General features: G+C 64.9%; 15 protein-coding genes, 1 tRNA gene and 1 pseudogene. All 17 read right to left on the reverse strand.

Annotated elements, in window-relative coordinates; genetic code table 11:
- Positions 1 to 50: 50 nt before the first annotated feature.
- Positions 51 to 701: a methionine ABC transporter permease gene (locus tag GVL12_RS08605; protein ID WP_235033835.1), complete on the reverse strand. Its 651-nt coding sequence runs from the start codon at positions 699 to 701 to the stop codon at positions 51 to 53.
- Between the two features lie 4 nt (positions 702 to 705).
- Complete coding sequence (locus GVL12_RS08610) at positions 706 to 1584, reverse strand: methionine ABC transporter ATP-binding protein (protein ID WP_159912866.1); 879 nt, start codon at positions 1582 to 1584, stop codon at positions 706 to 708.
- A gap of 341 nt (positions 1585 to 1925) precedes the next feature.
- On the reverse strand, positions 1926 to 2726 hold the full coding sequence (locus tag GVL12_RS08615) for a MetQ/NlpA family ABC transporter substrate-binding protein (RefSeq protein WP_159912868.1): 801 nt from the start codon (positions 2724 to 2726) through the stop codon (positions 1926 to 1928).
- Positions 2727 to 2834: 108 nt separating this feature from the next.
- Positions 2835 to 3200 (reverse strand): single-stranded DNA-binding protein, encoded by a 366-nt coding sequence (locus GVL12_RS08620; protein WP_159912870.1) that lies wholly within the window; start codon positions 3198 to 3200, stop codon positions 2835 to 2837.
- 101 nt (positions 3201 to 3301) lie between these two features.
- Positions 3302 to 3378: transfer RNA gene (locus GVL12_RS08625), tRNA-Pro, on the reverse strand.
- 188 nt (positions 3379 to 3566) lie between these two features.
- A pseudogene (locus GVL12_RS26530) lies at positions 3567 to 3815 on the reverse strand (MerR family transcriptional regulator); the annotation flags it as partial.
- 100 nt (positions 3816 to 3915) lie between these two features.
- Entirely contained in the window at positions 3916 to 4251 is a 336-nt protein-coding gene (locus GVL12_RS08635; protein ID WP_159912874.1) for an integration host factor subunit alpha, read from the reverse strand.
- A gap of 38 nt (positions 4252 to 4289) precedes the next feature.
- Positions 4290 to 6737: a phenylalanine--tRNA ligase subunit beta gene (gene pheT / locus GVL12_RS08640; protein ID WP_159912876.1), complete on the reverse strand. Its 2448-nt coding sequence runs from the start codon at positions 6735 to 6737 to the stop codon at positions 4290 to 4292.
- Between the two features lie 191 nt (positions 6738 to 6928).
- Complete coding sequence (gene pheS / locus GVL12_RS08645; RefSeq protein ID WP_159912878.1) at positions 6929 to 7981, reverse strand: phenylalanine--tRNA ligase subunit alpha; 1053 nt, start codon at positions 7979 to 7981, stop codon at positions 6929 to 6931.
- 102 nt (positions 7982 to 8083) lie between these two features.
- Complete coding sequence (rplT, locus tag GVL12_RS08650) at positions 8084 to 8443, reverse strand: 50S ribosomal protein L20 (protein ID WP_159912880.1); 360 nt, start codon at positions 8441 to 8443, stop codon at positions 8084 to 8086.
- Between the two features lie 26 nt (positions 8444 to 8469).
- The gene (gene rpmI, locus GVL12_RS08655; RefSeq protein WP_159912882.1) at positions 8470 to 8673 is read right to left on the reverse strand and encodes a 50S ribosomal protein L35; all 204 of its coding nucleotides are present in this window, start codon (positions 8671 to 8673) and stop codon (positions 8470 to 8472) included.
- A gap of 212 nt (positions 8674 to 8885) precedes the next feature.
- Positions 8886 to 9482 carry a translation initiation factor IF-3 gene (gene infC / locus GVL12_RS08660; RefSeq protein WP_200843617.1) on the reverse strand — a complete coding sequence of 199 codons (597 nt, stop codon included), beginning with the start codon at positions 9480 to 9482 and terminating at the stop codon, positions 8886 to 8888.
- A gap of 85 nt (positions 9483 to 9567) precedes the next feature.
- Positions 9568 to 11499, reverse strand: a complete 1932-nt coding sequence (gene thrS, locus GVL12_RS08665; protein ID WP_159912886.1) for a threonine--tRNA ligase — start codon at positions 11497 to 11499, stop codon at positions 9568 to 9570.
- A 280-nt stretch (positions 11500 to 11779) separates the two neighbouring features.
- Positions 11780 to 13510 carry a biotin carboxylase N-terminal domain-containing protein gene (locus GVL12_RS08670; RefSeq protein WP_159912888.1) on the reverse strand — a complete coding sequence of 577 codons (1731 nt, stop codon included), beginning with the start codon at positions 13508 to 13510 and terminating at the stop codon, positions 11780 to 11782.
- 12 nt (positions 13511 to 13522) lie between these two features.
- On the reverse strand, positions 13523 to 15196 hold the full coding sequence (locus GVL12_RS08675) for an urea amidolyase family protein (RefSeq protein ID WP_159912890.1): 1674 nt from the start codon (positions 15194 to 15196) through the stop codon (positions 13523 to 13525).
- A gap of 7 nt (positions 15197 to 15203) precedes the next feature.
- The gene (locus GVL12_RS08680) at positions 15204 to 15977 is read right to left on the reverse strand and encodes a LamB/YcsF family protein (protein ID WP_200843606.1); all 774 of its coding nucleotides are present in this window, start codon (positions 15975 to 15977) and stop codon (positions 15204 to 15206) included.
- Positions 15978 to 16003: 26 nt separating this feature from the next.
- Positions 16004 to 16690, reverse strand: coding sequence for a pyroglutamyl-peptidase I (pcp, locus tag GVL12_RS08685; RefSeq protein ID WP_159912892.1), 687 nt, complete (start codon positions 16688 to 16690; stop codon positions 16004 to 16006).
- Positions 16691 to 16703 lie beyond the last annotated feature (13 nt).

A 16703-nucleotide genomic window follows, 5' to 3' on the forward strand; every position in this document is an offset into this window, starting at 1 on the left:
ACGCGGAAAAGACACGGCCGCCGGGCGGCCCGGGAAAACGTCCTGCAGCCTCAGCGCTTGTCGAGGCGACGCGCGGCGGTGTTGCCGACAAATTGCAGGATCTGCACCATCACCACCAGCACCGTGACCGTAAGCACCATCACATCGGTCTGGAAGCGGTAGTAGCCGTAGCGGATGGCGAGGTCGCCGATGCCGCCGCCGCCCACCACGCCGGCAATCGCCGAGTACGACAGAAAGCTCACGGCCAGCACGGTCAGCGCCAGCACCAGGCCCGAACGCGCTTCGACCACCAGCACGCGCCAGACGATCTGCAGCTCCGAAGCACCCATGGCATGCGCGGCTTCGATCACGCCGCGCGGCACTTCACGCAGGCACTGGTCCACCAGCCGGGCGAAGTAAGGAATCGCGGCAATCGACAGCGGCACAGCCGCGGCCAGCGGGCCTATCGACGTGCCTGCGATCACGCGCGTGAACGGCACCAGCGCGACCAGCAAGATGATGAAAGGAAACGAGCGCACCGTGTTCACGATCCAGTTGAGCACGATGAACGCCGGCTTGTTGGCCAGCGACTGGCCCGGGCCCAGCAGGAACAGCAGCACGCCCAGCGGGCCGCCGAGAACGACCGCGGCCGTCAGGCCTATGCCCAGCATCAAGGCCGTCTGGCCTATGGCCAGCCACAGTTCGGGAAGAATGGCGGCGATGTTTTCAGACATGCTGCAGCTCCTGGGCTGCAGCGGCAGCAGGCGATGAAGAGACGGGGCTGGGGGAAGATTTGGCACTCCAGCGCGCTTCGCGCGCCGTGCGCTCGCGCAGGGCCTCGATTTCCTGGCCCAGCGCCGTGGTGCGCTGCCCACCCGGGCCGTGCAGCGAGAACTGCTCGACCAGACGGCCGCCTTCGATGATCGCCACTTCGCTGCACAGCACTTCGACCACCGACAGCTCGTGCGTCACGATGACGATGGTCACGCCGGTCTTTTGCTGGATGTCGCGCAGCGTCTCGAGCAGCGAGCGCGTGGTTTCGCTGTCGAGCGCCGACGTAGGCTCGTCGCACAGCAGCACCTGCGGGCGCGGCGCCAGCGCCCGCGCAATCGCCACGCGCTGCTTTTGTCCGCCCGACAGTTGCGCCGGGTAGCTGGCGATCTTGTCCGACAGCCCGACCAGTGCCAGGCATTCGCGCACGCGCGCATCGATCTGCGCGCGCGACAGGCCGCCGTGGATCTTCAGCGGAAAGGCCACGTTGTCGAACACGCTGGCGTTCTGCAGCAGGTTGAACTGCTGGAAGATCATGCCGATGTTCTGCCGCGCTTCGCGCAGTTCGCGGCGGCTGAGCTGGGTCAGCTCGCGTCCGGCGACGATGACTTCGCCCGCGTCGGGACGCTCGAGCAGGTTGATCAGGCGCAGCAGCGTCGATTTGCCCGCGCCGCTCTTGCCGATCAGGCCGAATATCTCGCCCTGGCGCACATCCAGCGTGACCGATTTGACGGCCTCGAACAGGCCGCCGTCGGCCGTGGTGAATTTCTTCTGTACATCGCGCAAGCGGATGAGTGGCGGTCTCTGGACCGAATCTGCGGTGTTCTGGCTCATGCAATCACATTATTGGAAACTGAACCGCCGGAACCGGGGGAATCAGCGGCTTGCGCCTGTCTTCAAGGGTCCGATGCCGGGCGGGCAACCGCAGGTCGCGCGTCGCGAACCTGCACTCTCAAATGCGCCATTCGCTGACATGGGAATGGATGGAAGTGTGACGCCATCCGTAAAATCCATCAACGAATTTAAAAGCGCATGCTTATGCATTTTTACTAATAAGGAAACCGCATGCAATGCGGTCAACCCCCAAGCGCAGTACCCCGCCCCATGAAAAAGCCAGTGCGGCGCAAGGCGGCACTGGCTTTCGCGGCGCGCCCTGTGGGGCACGCAGAAGGCACTCAGAAGGCAGGAACGACCGAACCCTTGAACTGGGTTTCGATGAACTGGCGCACTTCGGGCGACTGGTAGGCCTTGGTCAGCTTGGCGACCCAGGGCTGGTTCTTGTCGGCGTCACGCACGACGAGAATGTTGACGTAGGGGTTCTTGGCGCTTTCCTGGGCGATCGAATCGGTCTTGGGGTTCAGGCCCGCCGAAATCGCGAAGTTGGTGTTGATGGCCGAAGCATCGAGGTCGTCGAGCGAACGCGGCAGTTGCGCGGCGTCGAGTTCGACGAAACGCAGCTTCTTCGGGTTCGACACCACATCCAGCGGCGTGGCCTTGAGGCCAGCACCTTCCTTGAGCGTGATCAGGCCCTGGGCCTGCAGCAGCAGCAGCACGCGGCCGCCGTTGGTCGGGTCGTTCGGGATACCGAACTTCGCGCCCTGGGGCAGATCGGCGAGCTTCTTGACCTTCTTCGAATACAGGCCGATGGGGAAGTTGACCGTGTCGGCCACGCGCACCAGCTTGTAGCCGCGGTCCTTGACCTGGGCGTCGAGGTAGGGAAGGTGCTGGTAGCTGTTGGCATCGAGATCGCCCGCGGCCAGCGCCGCATTGGGCTGGACATAGTCGCCAAACTCGACCACCTGGATCTTCAGGCCCTGCTTCTCGGCGACCTGTTTGACCTGCTCGAAGATCTGGGCGTGCGGGCCGGCGGTCACGCCGATCTTGATCGATGTCTTGTCCTGGGCCACGGCGGCCAGCGGTGCCGCCAGGGCCAGGCCCAAAGCCAAAGTGGTCTGCAAAAGTTGGCGCTTGTTCACGGAATGCCTTCAATCAAAAATTCGGAATGAAGGCACTGTAAGCGCAAACCCTTGCGAAATTTTCGAATAAATAATCAGCTTCTTATACCAAAAGAGAATAAAGAGCTTTCAGTCGCCACGCTCTCCCGCATGGCCGTGGTCGGTCTGGCCCGAGAGCACCTGGCGCTGCTTGTGCTCCACATGGTAGGCCGTGAGCACCTGGTGGGCGACGGCGTCGAGCGCCGGGTGGACGATGCCCTGCTTGTCCGTCCAGACCTTGGGCGTGATCGGCCCGGCAATCGCGATCGCATCGCCTTCGCGCAAGGCTTCGAGTGCGGCGCAGGGCGCGGCATCGAAAGCGATCACGTTGACGAACAGGTTCTCGCCATCACCGCATTCGGCCCGCATGCGCGCCACCATGAAGGGCTTTCCGGTCTTGCTTGTGCGCTGCTCAGGCGTGCCGTACAGCCGCCCGGCAATCAATCCATCCATCATGGTCGGTCCTTTTTCGGTGGAGACACAGCCATGCTGCGCCCAAAGCGGCAGAAAACAAAAAAGGGTCAGCAGAAAAATCTGCTGACCCTTTTTGGGGATTGTGGTCGGCGAGAAAGGATTCGAACCTTCGACCCCTTGCACCCCATGCAAGTGCGCTACCAGGCTGCGCTACACGCCGACGAGAATTGAATTATATACCGAAAAATCAGCTCATAAAGACAACAGCTCGCGAATTTGCAAAAGCTCGTGCCGTACCGCCGAGGAATCGAGCGCCAGCTGCGGCCCCTCCTCGCGCCAGTCCGCGCAGATCAGCTCGAACTCATCGACATTCCCCGCACCCTCGGCGCCCGTCCCGCCGGCTTCGCGCAGCCGGGCGCGCGCCCCCTGGATGGTGAAGCCCTGGTCGTACAGCAGCTCTCGGATGCGGCGAATCATCAGCAGTTCGTGGTGCTGGTAATAGCGCCGGTTGCCGCGGCGCTTGACGGGACGCAGGTGCGTGAACTCCTGCTCCCAATAACGCAGCACATGCGGCTTCACGCAGCACAATTGCGCCACTTCACCAATGGTGAAGTAGCGTTTGGCCGGAATAGCCGGAAGCGGGGTTCCCTGGGACATCGGATGCATCTCCAAATCAACCTGACAAGGTTACCGCAGCCATTGTGCCGCCGCCATGCGCAATCGCCCTGCCCGGGCAACGCCATGCGGCAAGCGCCGGTTACGCGTCCGACGCCGAAGTTTCGCCGCTCTGGATCTGTTCCTTGAGCTTGGTGCTCGCATGGAACGTCACCACGCGGCGTGCCTGGATGGGGATCAATTCGCCGGTGCGCGGATTGCGCCCCGGGCGCGGCGCCTTGGTGCGGATCTGGAAATTGCCAAAACCCGAGAGCTTGACGTCATCGCCTTCGACCAGGCTTTGCGACACCAGATCGAAGAACGCATCCACCATTTCCTTGGATTCGCGCTTGTTCAGACCGATCTGGTCGAACAGCAAATCCGCAAGCTGGGCCTTGGTCAGCGCGGGGCTGTCCAGGCTTTCAATGGCCAATTCCATAGCAGACCCCTTGTCGTGGGAAAAGACAGTCAAATCGATCACCCGCGCAGGCGTGCGCCGCAGCGCGCCACCAGTTGTTCGATCACGGCCGCCATCGCGGCTTCGATCTCGGCTTCGGTCAGGCTCGCGGTGTCGCTGCCCAGCAGCAGGCGCACGGCCAGACTCTTCTCATTGGGCGCGAGCGCCCCCGCGGCCGGCGCTTCACCGGCGCGCAAAGGCTTGGCGCGGAACACGTCGAACAGCACGGCCGAGCGCAGCACAGTATGCGCTGCCGCGGCTTCGACGGCCGCCATGATCTCGGCATGGGTCACCGATTCGGCGACCACCACGGCGATATCGCGCTCGACCGACTGGTGCTTGGCGACCGCGCGGAACTGAGGCACCTGGCGCAGCTGCACGGCGTCGAGTTCGAGCTCGAACATCACCGGTGCCTGGGACAGTTCCCAGCCCTGGCGCCACTGCGGGTGGAGCTCGCCGACAAAGCCTATGGCCTTGCCGTCCAGCAGCACGCGTGCGCAGCGGCCCGGGTGCATGGCCGGATGCTGGGCAGCTTCAAACGTCGGGCGCAGCGGCGCGAGCAAGGCTTCGACATCGCCCTTGACGTCATAGAAATCCACGGCCTGGTCCTTGCGGCTCCATTGCAGCTGGTCGGCCGGGCCGCAGGCCATGCCGGCGACGCGCATGGGCTGGTCAAAGCCCTGCACCGTGGTGTCGGTGCTCTGCACGCTGGCATCGCGCAGGAACACGCGGCCGAGCTCGAACACGCGCACGCGCTGGGCCTTGCGGTCCAGGTTGAACTTGACGACCTGCAGCAGCGAGCCCAGCAGCGAGCTGCGCATCACGCTCAGGTGGCTGGCGATGGGGTTGAGCAGCTTGATCGGGTTGGCGTTGCCCGCGAGCTCGTGCTCCCAGCGCTCTTCGACGAAGCTGAAGTTGATGGTTTCCTGGTAACCCAGGGCCGCGAGTTCACGGCGCACGGCAAAGCTGCTGCGGCGGTTTTCGGCGCGCAGCTTGGGCGTGATGGGCGCCAGCGGCGGCGTGGTCGGCAGTTGGCCGTAGCCCAGCATGCGCGCGACTTCCTCGATCAGGTCTTCTTCGAGCGCGATGTCGAAGCGGTACGACGGCGGCGTCACCGTGAGCACGCCCTCGCCCTGCGTCACCGCCAGGCCCAGGCCCTGCAGCGCATCGGCGCACTGCTGCTGGCTCACGGGCATGCCGATCACCTTGGCCGCGCGCGCCACGCGCAGTTGCACGGGCTGGGGCTGGGGCACATTGACGATCTGGTCGTCGATGGCACCGCACCGGGTCTCGGGCGTGCCGCAGATTTCCAGCACCAGCTCGGTGATGCGCTCGATGTGCTCGACCGTGAGGTCGGCATCGACGCCGCGCTCGAAGCGGTGGCCGGCATCGGTGGAAAAGTTGAAGCGGCGCGAACGGCCGGCGATCGCGCGCGGCCACCAGAAAGCGGCTTCGACGTAGATGTGCTGCGTGTCGTCGGACACCGCCGTGGCGTCGCCGCCCATGATGCCGGCCAGCGATTCTATGGCCTGGTCATCGGCGATCACGCCGACCTGGCCGTCGACGCTCACGGTGTTGCCGTTGAGCAGCTTGAGCTGCTCGCCGGGACGGCCCCAGCGCACATCGAGGCCGCCGTGGATCTTGTCGAGGTCGAAAATGTGCGAGGGACGGCCCAGCTCGAACATCACGTAGTTCGAGATGTCGACCAGCGGCGCGACGCTGCGCTGGCCGCAGCGCGCCAGGCGGTCGACCATCCAGGCCGGGGTCTTGGCCTGGGTGTTGACGTTGCGGATCACCCGGCCCGAGAAGCGGCCACACAGATCAGGCGCGCTGATCTTCACGGCCAGGCGGGCGTCGCTGGCCACGGCCGCGGGCGTGAACGTGGGCGCGAGCAAAGGCGCGCCGGTCAGGGCCGCGACTTCGCGCGCGATGCCGTAGACGCTCAGGCAATGCGCGAGGTTGGGCGTGAGCTTGAGCGTGAACAGCGTGTCGTCGAGGTTCAGATAGCTGCGGATGTCCTGGCCCAGCGGCGCATCGAGCGGCAGCTCGAGCAGGCCGCCGTGGTCTTCGGCGAGCTTGAGCTCCTTTGCCGAGCACAGCATGCCGTAGCTTTCCACGCCGCGCAGCTTGCCGATCTTGATCAGGAAAGGCTTGCCGTCATCGCCCGGGGGCAGTTCGGCGCCGACCGTGGCGCAGGGAATGCGAATGCCCACGCGCGCATTGGGCGCGCCGCAGACGATGGTCAGCAGCTCGGCCTGGCCCACATCGACCTGGCACACGCGCAGGCGATCGGCATTCGGATGCTGCTGGGCCTCCTTGATTTCACCGACCACGATGCCGGTGAACGGCGGCGCGACGGGCGCGAGCTCCTCGACTTCCAGACCGGCCATGGTCAGGGTGTGCGCGAGTTCGGCGGTGCTCAGGGGCGGGTTGCAGAACGCGCGCAACCAGGATTCAGGGAATTGCATAGTCAGACTCTTTGGCTTCAAACGGGCCTGCGCTCCAGACGCAGGCGCCAGCGGTGGGTGCGGTGCTCAGAGTGGCCAACACCACCCAGCAAATCGAAGATTTGCGGTTGATACTAGGCGCTTTGCCGCAGACAGTGCGAATAGCACGGCAAGGCGAAGCAACGACGTAGCAAGGGTGGTGTTGGCCACTCTTATTGGAACTGCGACAGGAAGCGGATGTCGCCGTCAAAGAACAGGCGCAGATCGTTGACACCGTAGCGCAGCATGGTCAGCCGGTCGGGCCCCATGCCGAAGGCAAAGCCGATGTACTTCTCGGGGTCCAGCCCCATGTTGCGCACCACGTTCGGGTGCACCTGGCCCGAGCCGGCCACTTCCAGCCACTTGCCCGCGAGCGGGCCGGTCTGGAACTGGATGTCGATCTCGGCGCTGGGTTCGGTGAACGGGAAGAAGCTGGGGCGAAAACGCAGCACCAGATCGTCGCTTTCGAAGAACGTGCGGCAGAAATCGGTGAACACCACCTTCAAGTCCTTGAAGCTGACGTTCTCGCCTATCCAGATGCCTTCGCACTGGTGGAACATCGGCGAATGCGTGGCATCGCTGTCCACGCGGTAGGTGCGGCCCGGCGCGATCACGCGGATCTCGGGCATGCTCTGGCCCGCGTCCAGCAGGGCCTGGTATTTCTTCACATGCTGCACCGCATAGCGCACCTGCATGGGGCTGGTGTGCGTGCGCAGCAGGTTGGGGGCGGTCTCGGTGCCGCCTTCGACGTAGAAGGTGTCGTGCATCGAGCGCGCGGGATGGTCTTCGGGCGTGTTGAGCGCGGTGAAGTTGAACCAGTCGGACTCGATTTCGGGGCCGTCGGCGACATCGAAGCCCATCGAGGCAAAGATGCCTTCGATGCGTTCGAGCGTCAGCGACACCGGGTGCAGGCCGCCTTGGCCGCGGCGGCGGCCCGGCAGGCTCACGTCCAGCGCTTCGGCCTTGAGTTGGGTTTGCAGCTCGGCATCGGCCAGTGCCTGGCGGCGTGCCGTCAGGGCCGCCTCGATCGCCTGCTTGGCGACGTTGATGGCGGCGCCGCGCGACTTCTTCTCCTCGACGGAAAGCTGCGCCATGCCCTTCATCAGCTCGGTCACACGACCGGACTTGCCCAGGAACTGGGCCTTGGCGTTTTCCAGATCAGCAGGGGTGACGGCTTGCGCAAACAGTTGCTGCGCGCTTTCGACCAGAGAATCCAACTCGTTCATATCCGACTCTTGAAAATAAACAAGGGCTAGTGCCTTTTCAAGCTCTAGCCCTTGTTGTTAGTGCATTAGCAGCTACAGGTTATGTAGCTACAGGCCGTGAACTCAAGCAGCCAGCTTGGCCTTGACTTGTTCCACGATGCTGGCGAAAGCAGCCTTGTCGTGCACCGCGATATCGGCCAGCATCTTGCGGTCGATTTCGATCGATGCCTTCTTCAGGCCGTTTGCGAACACGCTGTAGGTCATGCCCAGTTCACGCGCAGCGGCGTTGATACGGGCAATCCACAGCTGACGGAACACGCGCTTCTTGTTGCGACGGTCACGGTAGGCATATTGCCCAGCCTTCATTACCGCTTGTTTGGCGATACGGAAGACATTACCGCGGCGACCGCGAAAACCCTTAGCGAGGGCCAGAACTTTTTTGTGACGGGCACGGGCCGTTACACCACGTTTGACGCGAGGCATGTAAGTACTCCTTGTTCGTCAGTTAATTACAAGCCAAAGCCGGGCAGCATTTGCGCGACGGAGGCCATGTTGGTCTCGTGCACAGCAACCGCACCACGCAGGTGACGCTTGTTCTTGGTGGTCTTCTTCGTCAAGATGTGACGCTTGAAGGCTTGACCGCGCTTGACGGTGCCACCGGGACGAACGCGGAATCGCTTCTTCGCGCTGCTCTTGGTCTTCATTTTGGGCATGTGAATGCTCCTGTTAATTGTGCTCGTGAGGCGTTCGCACAAAGGAGTGCGAACTTGTTGGCCCCGAGCCACTTCTTTGCCGGCCATTTCAGGCCGGCCTGCGCGCCAACGAACGAATCCGCTGCCGCACTCCGCGCCATGGCGCAAACCATGCCGCGCAAAAGAAAAAGTGAGCCTTTACGGCTCACTTTCGCTGCGAGCTAGATTATGCCTCAAGCTGCCGGCGTTGTGGGCGCATCGCTCTGTGCCTTGACAGGAGCGGGCTTTTTCTTCGCCGGGGCAATCATCATGATCATCTGGCGGCCTTCGAGCTTGGGGAACTGCTCGACGGCAATGGTGTCGGCCAGGTCATCGCGAATGCGATTGAGCAGGGCCAGACCCAAGTTCTGGTGCGTGATTTCGCGACCGCGAAAACGCAGCGTGATCTTGCACTTGTCGCCTTCCGCGAGGAAGCGGCGAATGTTGCGCAACTTGATGTTGTAGTCGCCGTCGTCGGTACCGGGACGGAATTTGACTTCCTTGATCTCGATGACCGTTTGCTTGGCCTTGGCCTCGGCGGCGCGCTTTTGTTCCTGGTATTTGAACTTGCCGTAGTCCATCAGCCGGCAGACCGGCGGATTGGCAGTAGCGGCGATTTCCACCAGGTCAACGTCCAACTCGCCCGCCATGCGCAGTGCTTCCATGATGGGAACAATGCCGAGGGGCTCGTTTTCTGGGCCGGACAGACGCACTTCAGGCGCCATGATTTCACGGTTGAGGCGGTGCTTGCGCTCCTCACGGTGACGGCGATCGCGAAATTCAGTAGCTATGGTTTTCACCCTTGAATATAAATGGCTACAACAGCGTAGCCTGCTTGCGTGCACTGTGCACGCAAGCCAAAGGCTGACATCTCAGTCAGACCTTGGAGGCGATGTCGCTGGCGACCAATTCAATGAATGCGTCAACCGACATCACGCCGAGGTCCTTATTGCCCCGGGCGCGCACTGCAACCGCTCCAGCAGCCTTTTCCTTGTCGCCAGCGACGAGGATATAAGGCAGCTTCTGCAACGAATGCTCGCGTATTTTATACGTAATCTTTTCGTTGCGCAGATCAGTAACCACGCGAAGGTCTTGACCAGGCAAGGCTTTTCGCAGTTTTTCGGCAATTTCACGACAGTAGTCGCCCTGGGCGTCGGTGATGTTGAGCACCGCCGCCTGCACTGGCGCGAGCCAGGCCGGCAGCGCACCCGCATGCTGCTCGATCAGGATGCCGATGAAGCGCTCCAGGCTGCCGACGATGGCGCGGTGCAGCATCACGGGGCGATGGCGGTTGCCGTCCTCGCCCACATATTCGGCGTCCAGACGCTCGGGCATGGAGAAGTCGACCTGGATGGTACCGCACTGCCACTGGCGACCCAGCGCGTCCTTGAGCGTGTACTCGATCTTCGGGCCGTAGAACGCGCCGTCGCCGGGCGAAATCTCGAAGTCGCAGCCCGAAGCGCGCAGGCTGTCGATCAGCGCGGCTTCGGCCTTGTCCCAGCTTTCATCCGAGCCTATGCGCGCTTCGGGGCGCGTGGCGACCTTGTAGATGATGTCGGTGAAGCCGAAGTCGGCATAGACTTTTTGCAGCAGGCGGCTGAAGGCCAGCACTTCGGGCTGGATCTGGTCTTCGGTACAGAAGATATGGCCGTCGTCCTGCGTGAAGCCGCGCACGCGCATGATGCCGTGCAGGCCACCCGTGGGCTCGTTGCGGTGGCACTGACCGAACTCGCCATAGCGCAGCGGCAGGTCGCGGTAGCTCTTGATGCCCTGGTTGAAGATGATGATGTGGCCGGGGCAGTTCATCGGCTTGAGCGCATAGTCGCGCTTTTCGCTCTCTGTGACGAACATGTTGTCGCGGTACTTGTCCCAGTGGCCGGTCTTCTCCCACAGGCCCTTGTCCAGGATCTGCGGGCCCTTGACTTCCTGGTAGCCGTTGTCGCGGTAGACGGCGCGCATGTACTGCTCGACCTGCTGCCACAGCGTCCAGCCCTTGGGGTGCCAGAACACCGTGCCCGGCGAATGCTCGTCGATGTGGAACAGGTCGAGTTCGCGGCCGAGCTTGCGGTGGTCGCGCTTTTCGGCTTCCTCGAGCATGCGCAGGTATTGCTGGAGCTCGTCCTTGGTGGCCCAGGCCGTGCCATAGACGCGCTGCAGCATCTCGTTGCGGTGGTCACCACGCCAGTAGGCGCCCGCGACCTTCATCAGCTTGAAGAACCTGAGCTTGCCGGTGCTGGGCACGTGGGGGCCGCGGCACAGGTCTTCGAAGTTGCCTTCGCGGTACAGGCTCACGTCCTCATTGCTCGGAATGCTGGCAATGATCTCGGCCTTGTAGTGCTCGCCCAGGCCCTTGAAATAGGCCACGGCTTCGTCGCGCGGCAGCACGCGGCGCACCACGGGCTCGTCCTTGGCGGCGAGTTCGGTCATGCGCTTTTCTATCGCCGCGAGGTCTTCGGGCGTGAACGGGCGCTTGTAGGCGAAATCGTAGAAGAAGCCGTTTTCGATCACCGGGCCTATCGTGACCTGGGCATCGGGAAACAGTTCCTTGACCGCATAGGCCAGCAGGTGGGCCGTCGAGTGGCGGATGACGTCCAGGCCATCGGCATCCTTGGCCGTGATGATGGCCAGCTGGGCGTCCTGCTCGATCAAGTGGCTGGTATCGACGACCTTGGCGGCGTCGCCGGAGCCGACCTTGCCGGCCAGCGCGGCCTTGGCCAGGCCGGTGCCGATCGAAGCGGCAACTTCAGCGACCGTGACCGGGCCGGGGAACTCACGTTGGGAGCCGTCGGGGAGCGTGATGTGGATCATGGGATTCCTTGTCAAACCTTGTCTGGGGGGAGTGGTGCGCGCCCGTGCCAAAAACAAAAAGCGCGGAACAGGTCCGCGCTTGAGAGGGAGAGAAAGCAAAAATCTCGTGCAGGCGCGAACCGCCGACCTATCGCAGGCCGGAGAACATCTCCGTGGATGTAGTTCGCGGTGTCATAACCAGATTGCCTTTCTCGCCCTTGTACGTTGAAACAGTGGTGTTTATGCGCGCATTTTACCTCTGTCGCGCAAGACCCGCACAGCTGCCGCGTTGCCGGATTGCCTAAACGATGCTGGCGATGCAGGCGCCCTGTTGCTGGAACGCACCAACGGCGGCGCGGATCGTGATCTTGCCCGCGCGGTGGGCCGTCACCTGCATTTCCATCTTCATCGCTTCCATGACCGCGATCACGTCGCCGGCCTGCACGCTGTCGCCGTCGGCCACCTGCCATGCATGCACGGTGCCGCTCACGGGTGCGGCCACGGCCGACGCGTCCACAGCGGCCGCCGCTGGGGTATCCGCCACACGCGCCACGCCCGACGACAGGCCCGCGAGCAATGCCGCGGGCAGGCCCAGAGTCACGCGGCGGCCGTCGATTTCCATGACCGTGCGCTGCAAGCTGGTGTCGGCCACCGGCGTCACGCGCGCGGCCGCCTCGAGGTCCTGGGCGAAATCGGTTTCTATCCAGCGCGTATGGACCTTGAAGTCCTGCGCCGTTTCGGCCGTGAAGTCGGGCTGCTCGAGCACCGCGCGGTGGAAAGGCAGGACCGACGCCACGCCTTCGATGCGGAACTCCTTGAGCGCGCGGCGCGCGCGCGCAATCGCCTGCTCGCGCGTGGCGCCGGTCACGATCAGCTTGGCCATCAGCGAGTCGAAAGTGCCGGGAATGGTCGATCCCGTGACCACGCCCGAATCGACGCGCACGCCCGGCCCCGTTGGCGCCTCGAACCGAGTGATCGCGCCGGGCGTGGGCACGAAGCCGCGGCCCACGTCTTCGGCGTTGATGCGGAACTCCAGCGAATGGCCGCGCGGCACCGGCGTTTCCAGCACGCGCAGCGGCAGGCCGTCGGCAATGCGCAGCTGCTCCACGACCAGGTCCATGCCCGTGGTTTCCTCGGTCACGGGGTGCTCGACCTGCAGCCGCGTGTTGACTTCGAGGAAGGAAATCGCGCCGTTCTGGCTCAGCAGGAATTCCACCGTGCCCGCACCGGTATAGCCCGCGGCCGCGCAGATGTCCTTGGCCGACTGGTGGATGCGCGCGCGTTGTGCGTCGCTCAGGAAAGGCGCGGGCGCTTCTTCCAGCAGTTTCTGGTTGCGCCGCTGCAGCGAGCAGTCGCGCGTGCCCAGCACCAGCACGTTGCCGTGCTGGTCGGCAAGCACCTGGGCTTCGACATGGCGCGGATGGTCGAGGAATTGCTCCAGAAAGCACTCGCCGCGACCGAACGCCGTCACCGCTTCGCGCACCGCAGAAGCGTAGAGCTCGGCCACGTCCTCGAGCTTCCACGCCACCTTGATGCCGCGGCCGCCACCGCCAAACGCGGCCTTGATGGCCACGGGCAGGCCGTGCTGCCTGGCGAAATCCACGACTTCCTGGGCGTTCTTGACCGGCTCGGCCGTGCCGGCCACCAAGGGCGCTCCGACCTTGATTGCCAGCTTGCGCGCCTGCACCTTGTCGCCCAGGCGGCGGATCGCTTCGGGCGAAGGGCCTATCCAGACCAGGCCGGCGTCGATCACCGCCTGGGCAAAGGCCGCGCTTTCCGACAGAAAGCCATAGCCCGGGTGCACGGCATCGGCGCCGCTCTTGCGCGCGACTTCGAGCAGCTTGGCGATGTGCAGGTAGGTGTCTGCCGGGCGATCGCCGCCCAGCCCATAGGCTTCGTCGGCCATGCGCGTGTGCAGCGCGTCGATGTCGGCGTCGGCATAGACGGCGACGGACTTCACGCCGTAGTCGGCGCAGGCGCGCGCCACGCGCACGGCGATCTCGCCACGGTTCGCAATCAGGACTTTTTTCATCATTTCAATTCTTTACTGGGTGATGTCTTCAGGCGACGCAGCAACTGCACAGGCCTGCACCGTCTCGGCGACGTCAAACGCACGCACCACACGGAACTTCACACGGGCATTGACCGGAATCTGCCCGGCCAGATCGAGGTGGTAGCTGGCCACGCTGGCGATCACGGGGTAGCCCCCGGTCAGCGGATGGTCGGCGAGAAACAGCACGGGCTGCCCGCTGGCCGGCACCTGGATCGCGCCGCGTGCCGTGCCTTCGCTGGGCAGCTCGCGGGTCTGGGCACGCGCGAGCGGAATTTCGCCTTGCAGGCGTATGCCCACGCGGTTGGACTGGGGCGTGACTGCCCAGGTCTGCGCGCACAGCGTGACCAGCGCCTGCGCAGCAAACCAGTCGGTGCGCGGGCCAAGCACCACATCCAGGCAGACTTCTTCATCGGCGCGCGGCATGTCGAACGCAGCCTGCTCGGCCAGCGCCACGGGCGGCAGGCCCGCGTCGCTGCCAACCTGCAGCGCATCGCCCACGGCCAGCGCGGCCGGGCCGACGCGCGCCAGCGTATCCGTGGACGCGCTGCCCAGCACCGGCACCACGCTCCAGCCGCCGCGCACGGCCACATAGTTGCGCGAGCCGGCCTGCGGCGCATGCACGATCAGGCGATCACCTGCATCGAGCGCCAGCGGCGCGTAGGTATTGACGGCGTAGCGCCGCCCTCCGGCGGTCAGCACTTCGACCAGCGCGTCGGCGCCGGTCACCGCGACGACCGCGGCCTGCAAGGCCTCGAGCGCAAGCCCGCCATAGGCGACTTCGAGGCAGGCAGCGTCCACGCCTGGAGCGGCCTTGTCCGCCGCCACATTGCCGACCACGCGGTTGGCCGCGCGCAGCGCGCCGCGGTCCATCGCGCCCGAAGCGCCCACGCCCTGCCCTGCATGGCCCGGACGGCCGCCGTCCTGGAACAGCGTCTGCAGGCCCGCGGCCTCGACGCGGAACGCGGCATCTGCAGCGTCGCCCGTGCTTTCCTCCGGTGCCACGCGTTCGCCCGCGCAGGCCGCCATCAGCGCGGCCAGCGCTTCAGGCGACAAGGTGGCCACATCGACAAACTGCACGCGATAGCCGGGACGCAGCAGCGAGGGAGCGACGCGCTCCAGGTCCCACATCTGCACCGGCGTCGTGCCTATGATCTGCCAGCCGCCGGGGCTGGCCTGCGGGTAGACGCCGCTGAACGTGCCAGCCAGCCCGACCGCGCCCGCGGGGATGCGCGTGCGCGGCGTCTTGCGCCGCGGCACGTCGAGCCGTGCATCGCCGCCCGACAGATAGGCAAAGCCGGGCGCGAAACCCGTGAACGCCACGGCGTACTCGCCGCCGGTGTGCATGCGCACCACGTCGGCGGGCGTCACGCCCAGCAGATCCGCGACCTCCTGCAGATCCTCACCGTCGTAACGCACAGGAATCTGCACGCGGTGGCGCGCGTGCTCGACCTGCGCGCCCAGGCGGCGGCGGCCGACTGCGTCGATCAGCCGCGGCAGTTGCGTCAGCGTGGGGTTGAAATAGATCAGGATGGTGCGCGCCGCGGGAATCAGCTCCTCGACGCCGGCCACGGGCGCGGTCTGCAGCGACTGCAGCAGGGCCAGGGTCTGCGCGAGGTCATCGAGCTCGACCAGCACCGCATGGAGATTGACAGGCAGAAAACGCATGCGCGGCTCAGTTCGCATTGCCGAGCGCAAACGGGGCGATGGCCACGCCTTCGGCCTGCAGGCGCGCGCGCACGGCACGCGCCATCTCGACCGCGCCCGGGCTGTCGCCGTGCACGCAGATCGAATCGGCCGCTATGCGCACATCGCAGCCATTCACATCCGCCACCACGCCTTCGCGCACCAGGCGCAGCATGCGCTTCGCGACTTCGTCGGCGTCGTGCAGCACCGCGCCTTTTTCGCGCCGCGACACCAGGCTGCCATCGGGCATGTAGCCGCGGTCGGCAAACGCTTCAGCTACCGTGCTCAGGCCCGCAGCGCGCGCCCAGCCGATCAGCGGCGCGCCCGCGAGGCACACCAGCACCAGGCTGGCATCGATGGCGAGAATCGCATTGATCACGTCGCGCGCCTGGCGCGCGTCATGGGCAATGGTGTTGTAGAGCGCGCCATGGGGCTTGACATAGCGCACTTCGGTGCCTGCGGCCTTGGCCAGTCCTTGCAACGCGCCGATCTGGTAGATCACGTCGGCCACCAGGTCTTCGCTGGCCACGTCCATGTTGCGCCGGCCAAAGCCCACGAGATCGCGGTAGGCCACATGCGCGCCCACGGTCACGCCATTGGCCCGGGCTTCGCGCAGCGTCTTCAGGATGCCGGCGGTATCGCCCGCATGGAAACCACAGGCCACGTTGGCGCTGCTGACAATCTTGAGCATGGCCGCGTCATCGCCCATGCGCCAGGCGCCCAGGCTCTCACCCAGGTCGCTGTTCAAATCCATCTTCAACATCTTGCTTTTCCTCTATTCAATGCGGCTCAGTGCAGCTTGCCGCCGGTCTCAAGCACGTCGGCCTGCACCGTGAGCGCGGTGCGCAGCAGCTGCTGCATGCCTTCGACCTGCGTCGCCAGCGCCATGCTGGGCGCGCCGGGAATGCGCGCCGCCTGCTGCGGCAGCAAAGGCAGGTGCACAAAGCCGCCGCGTGTTCGCGCCCCTGGGCTGCCCTGGGCCAGCGCATGCATCAGCGCATAAAAGACATGATTGCAGACAAAGCTGCCCGCGGTGTTCGAGACCGACGCCGGAATGCCTGCAGCGCGCAGGTCGCGCACGATCGCCTTGATCGGCAGCGTGGACCAGTAGGCCGCGGGCCCGTTCTCGGCGACCGGCGTGTCGATAGGCTGCGCGCCCGCGTTGTCGGGAATGCGCGCGTCGTTCACATTGATCGCCACGCGCTCGGGCGTGATGTCGCTGCGGCTGCCGGCCAGGCCCAGGCAGACCACCAGTTGCGGCGCGCACTCCCCTAGCGCCTGCTGCAGCGCCTCGGCGGCCGCGCCGAAGACGCAGGGCAGCTGCACCGCATGCACGCGCGCGGTCCGGCCTTCGGCTTCGAACGTCCAGCCCGCGAGCGCGCGCGCGACTTCCCACGACGGGTTGACCGAGTCCTGGTCGAAAGGCTCGAAGCCCGTGAGCAGGATGGTCATCGTTGGATTCAGTGCTTCATTCATCGCTCGCTCCCCG

Origin of the sequence: Pantoea sp. 18069 (assembly GCF_902706035.1) — a bacterium.
Classification (GTDB): domain Bacteria; phylum Pseudomonadota; class Gammaproteobacteria; order Burkholderiales; family Burkholderiaceae_C; genus Comamonas.

Excerpts from the sequence above, each read along its gene's own strand:
- GVL12_RS08610 (WP_159912866.1), bottom strand. The coding sequence starts at position 1,584 with ATGAGCCAGAACACCGCAGATTCGGTCCAGAGACCGCCACTCATCCGC.
- GVL12_RS08620 (WP_159912870.1), bottom strand. The coding sequence starts at position 3,200 with ATGATGGATGGATTGATTGCCGGGCGGCTGTACGGCACGCCTGAGCAG.
- GVL12_RS08635 (WP_159912874.1), bottom strand. The coding sequence starts at position 4,251 with ATGGAATTGGCCATTGAAAGCCTGGACAGCCCCGCGCTGACCAAGGCC.
- pheT (WP_159912876.1), bottom strand. The coding sequence starts at position 6,737 with ATGCAATTCCCTGAATCCTGGTTGCGCGCGTTCTGCAACCCGCCCCTG.
- pheS (WP_159912878.1), bottom strand. The coding sequence starts at position 7,981 with ATGAACGAGTTGGATTCTCTGGTCGAAAGCGCGCAGCAACTGTTTGCG.
- rplT (WP_159912880.1), bottom strand. The coding sequence starts at position 8,443 with ATGCCTCGCGTCAAACGTGGTGTAACGGCCCGTGCCCGTCACAAAAAA.
- rpmI (WP_159912882.1), bottom strand. The coding sequence starts at position 8,673 with ATGCCCAAAATGAAGACCAAGAGCAGCGCGAAGAAGCGATTCCGCGTT.
- thrS (WP_159912886.1), bottom strand. The coding sequence starts at position 11,499 with ATGATCCACATCACGCTCCCCGACGGCTCCCAACGTGAGTTCCCCGGC.
- GVL12_RS08670 (WP_159912888.1), bottom strand. The coding sequence starts at position 13,510 with ATGAAAAAAGTCCTGATTGCGAACCGTGGCGAGATCGCCGTGCGCGTG.
- GVL12_RS08675 (WP_159912890.1), bottom strand. The coding sequence starts at position 15,196 with ATGCGTTTTCTGCCTGTCAATCTCCATGCGGTGCTGGTCGAGCTCGAT.
- GVL12_RS08680 (WP_200843606.1), bottom strand. The coding sequence starts at position 15,977 with ATGTTGAAGATGGATTTGAACAGCGACCTGGGTGAGAGCCTGGGCGCC.
- pcp (WP_159912892.1), bottom strand. The coding sequence starts at position 16,690 with ATGAATGAAGCACTGAATCCAACGATGACCATCCTGCTCACGGGCTTC.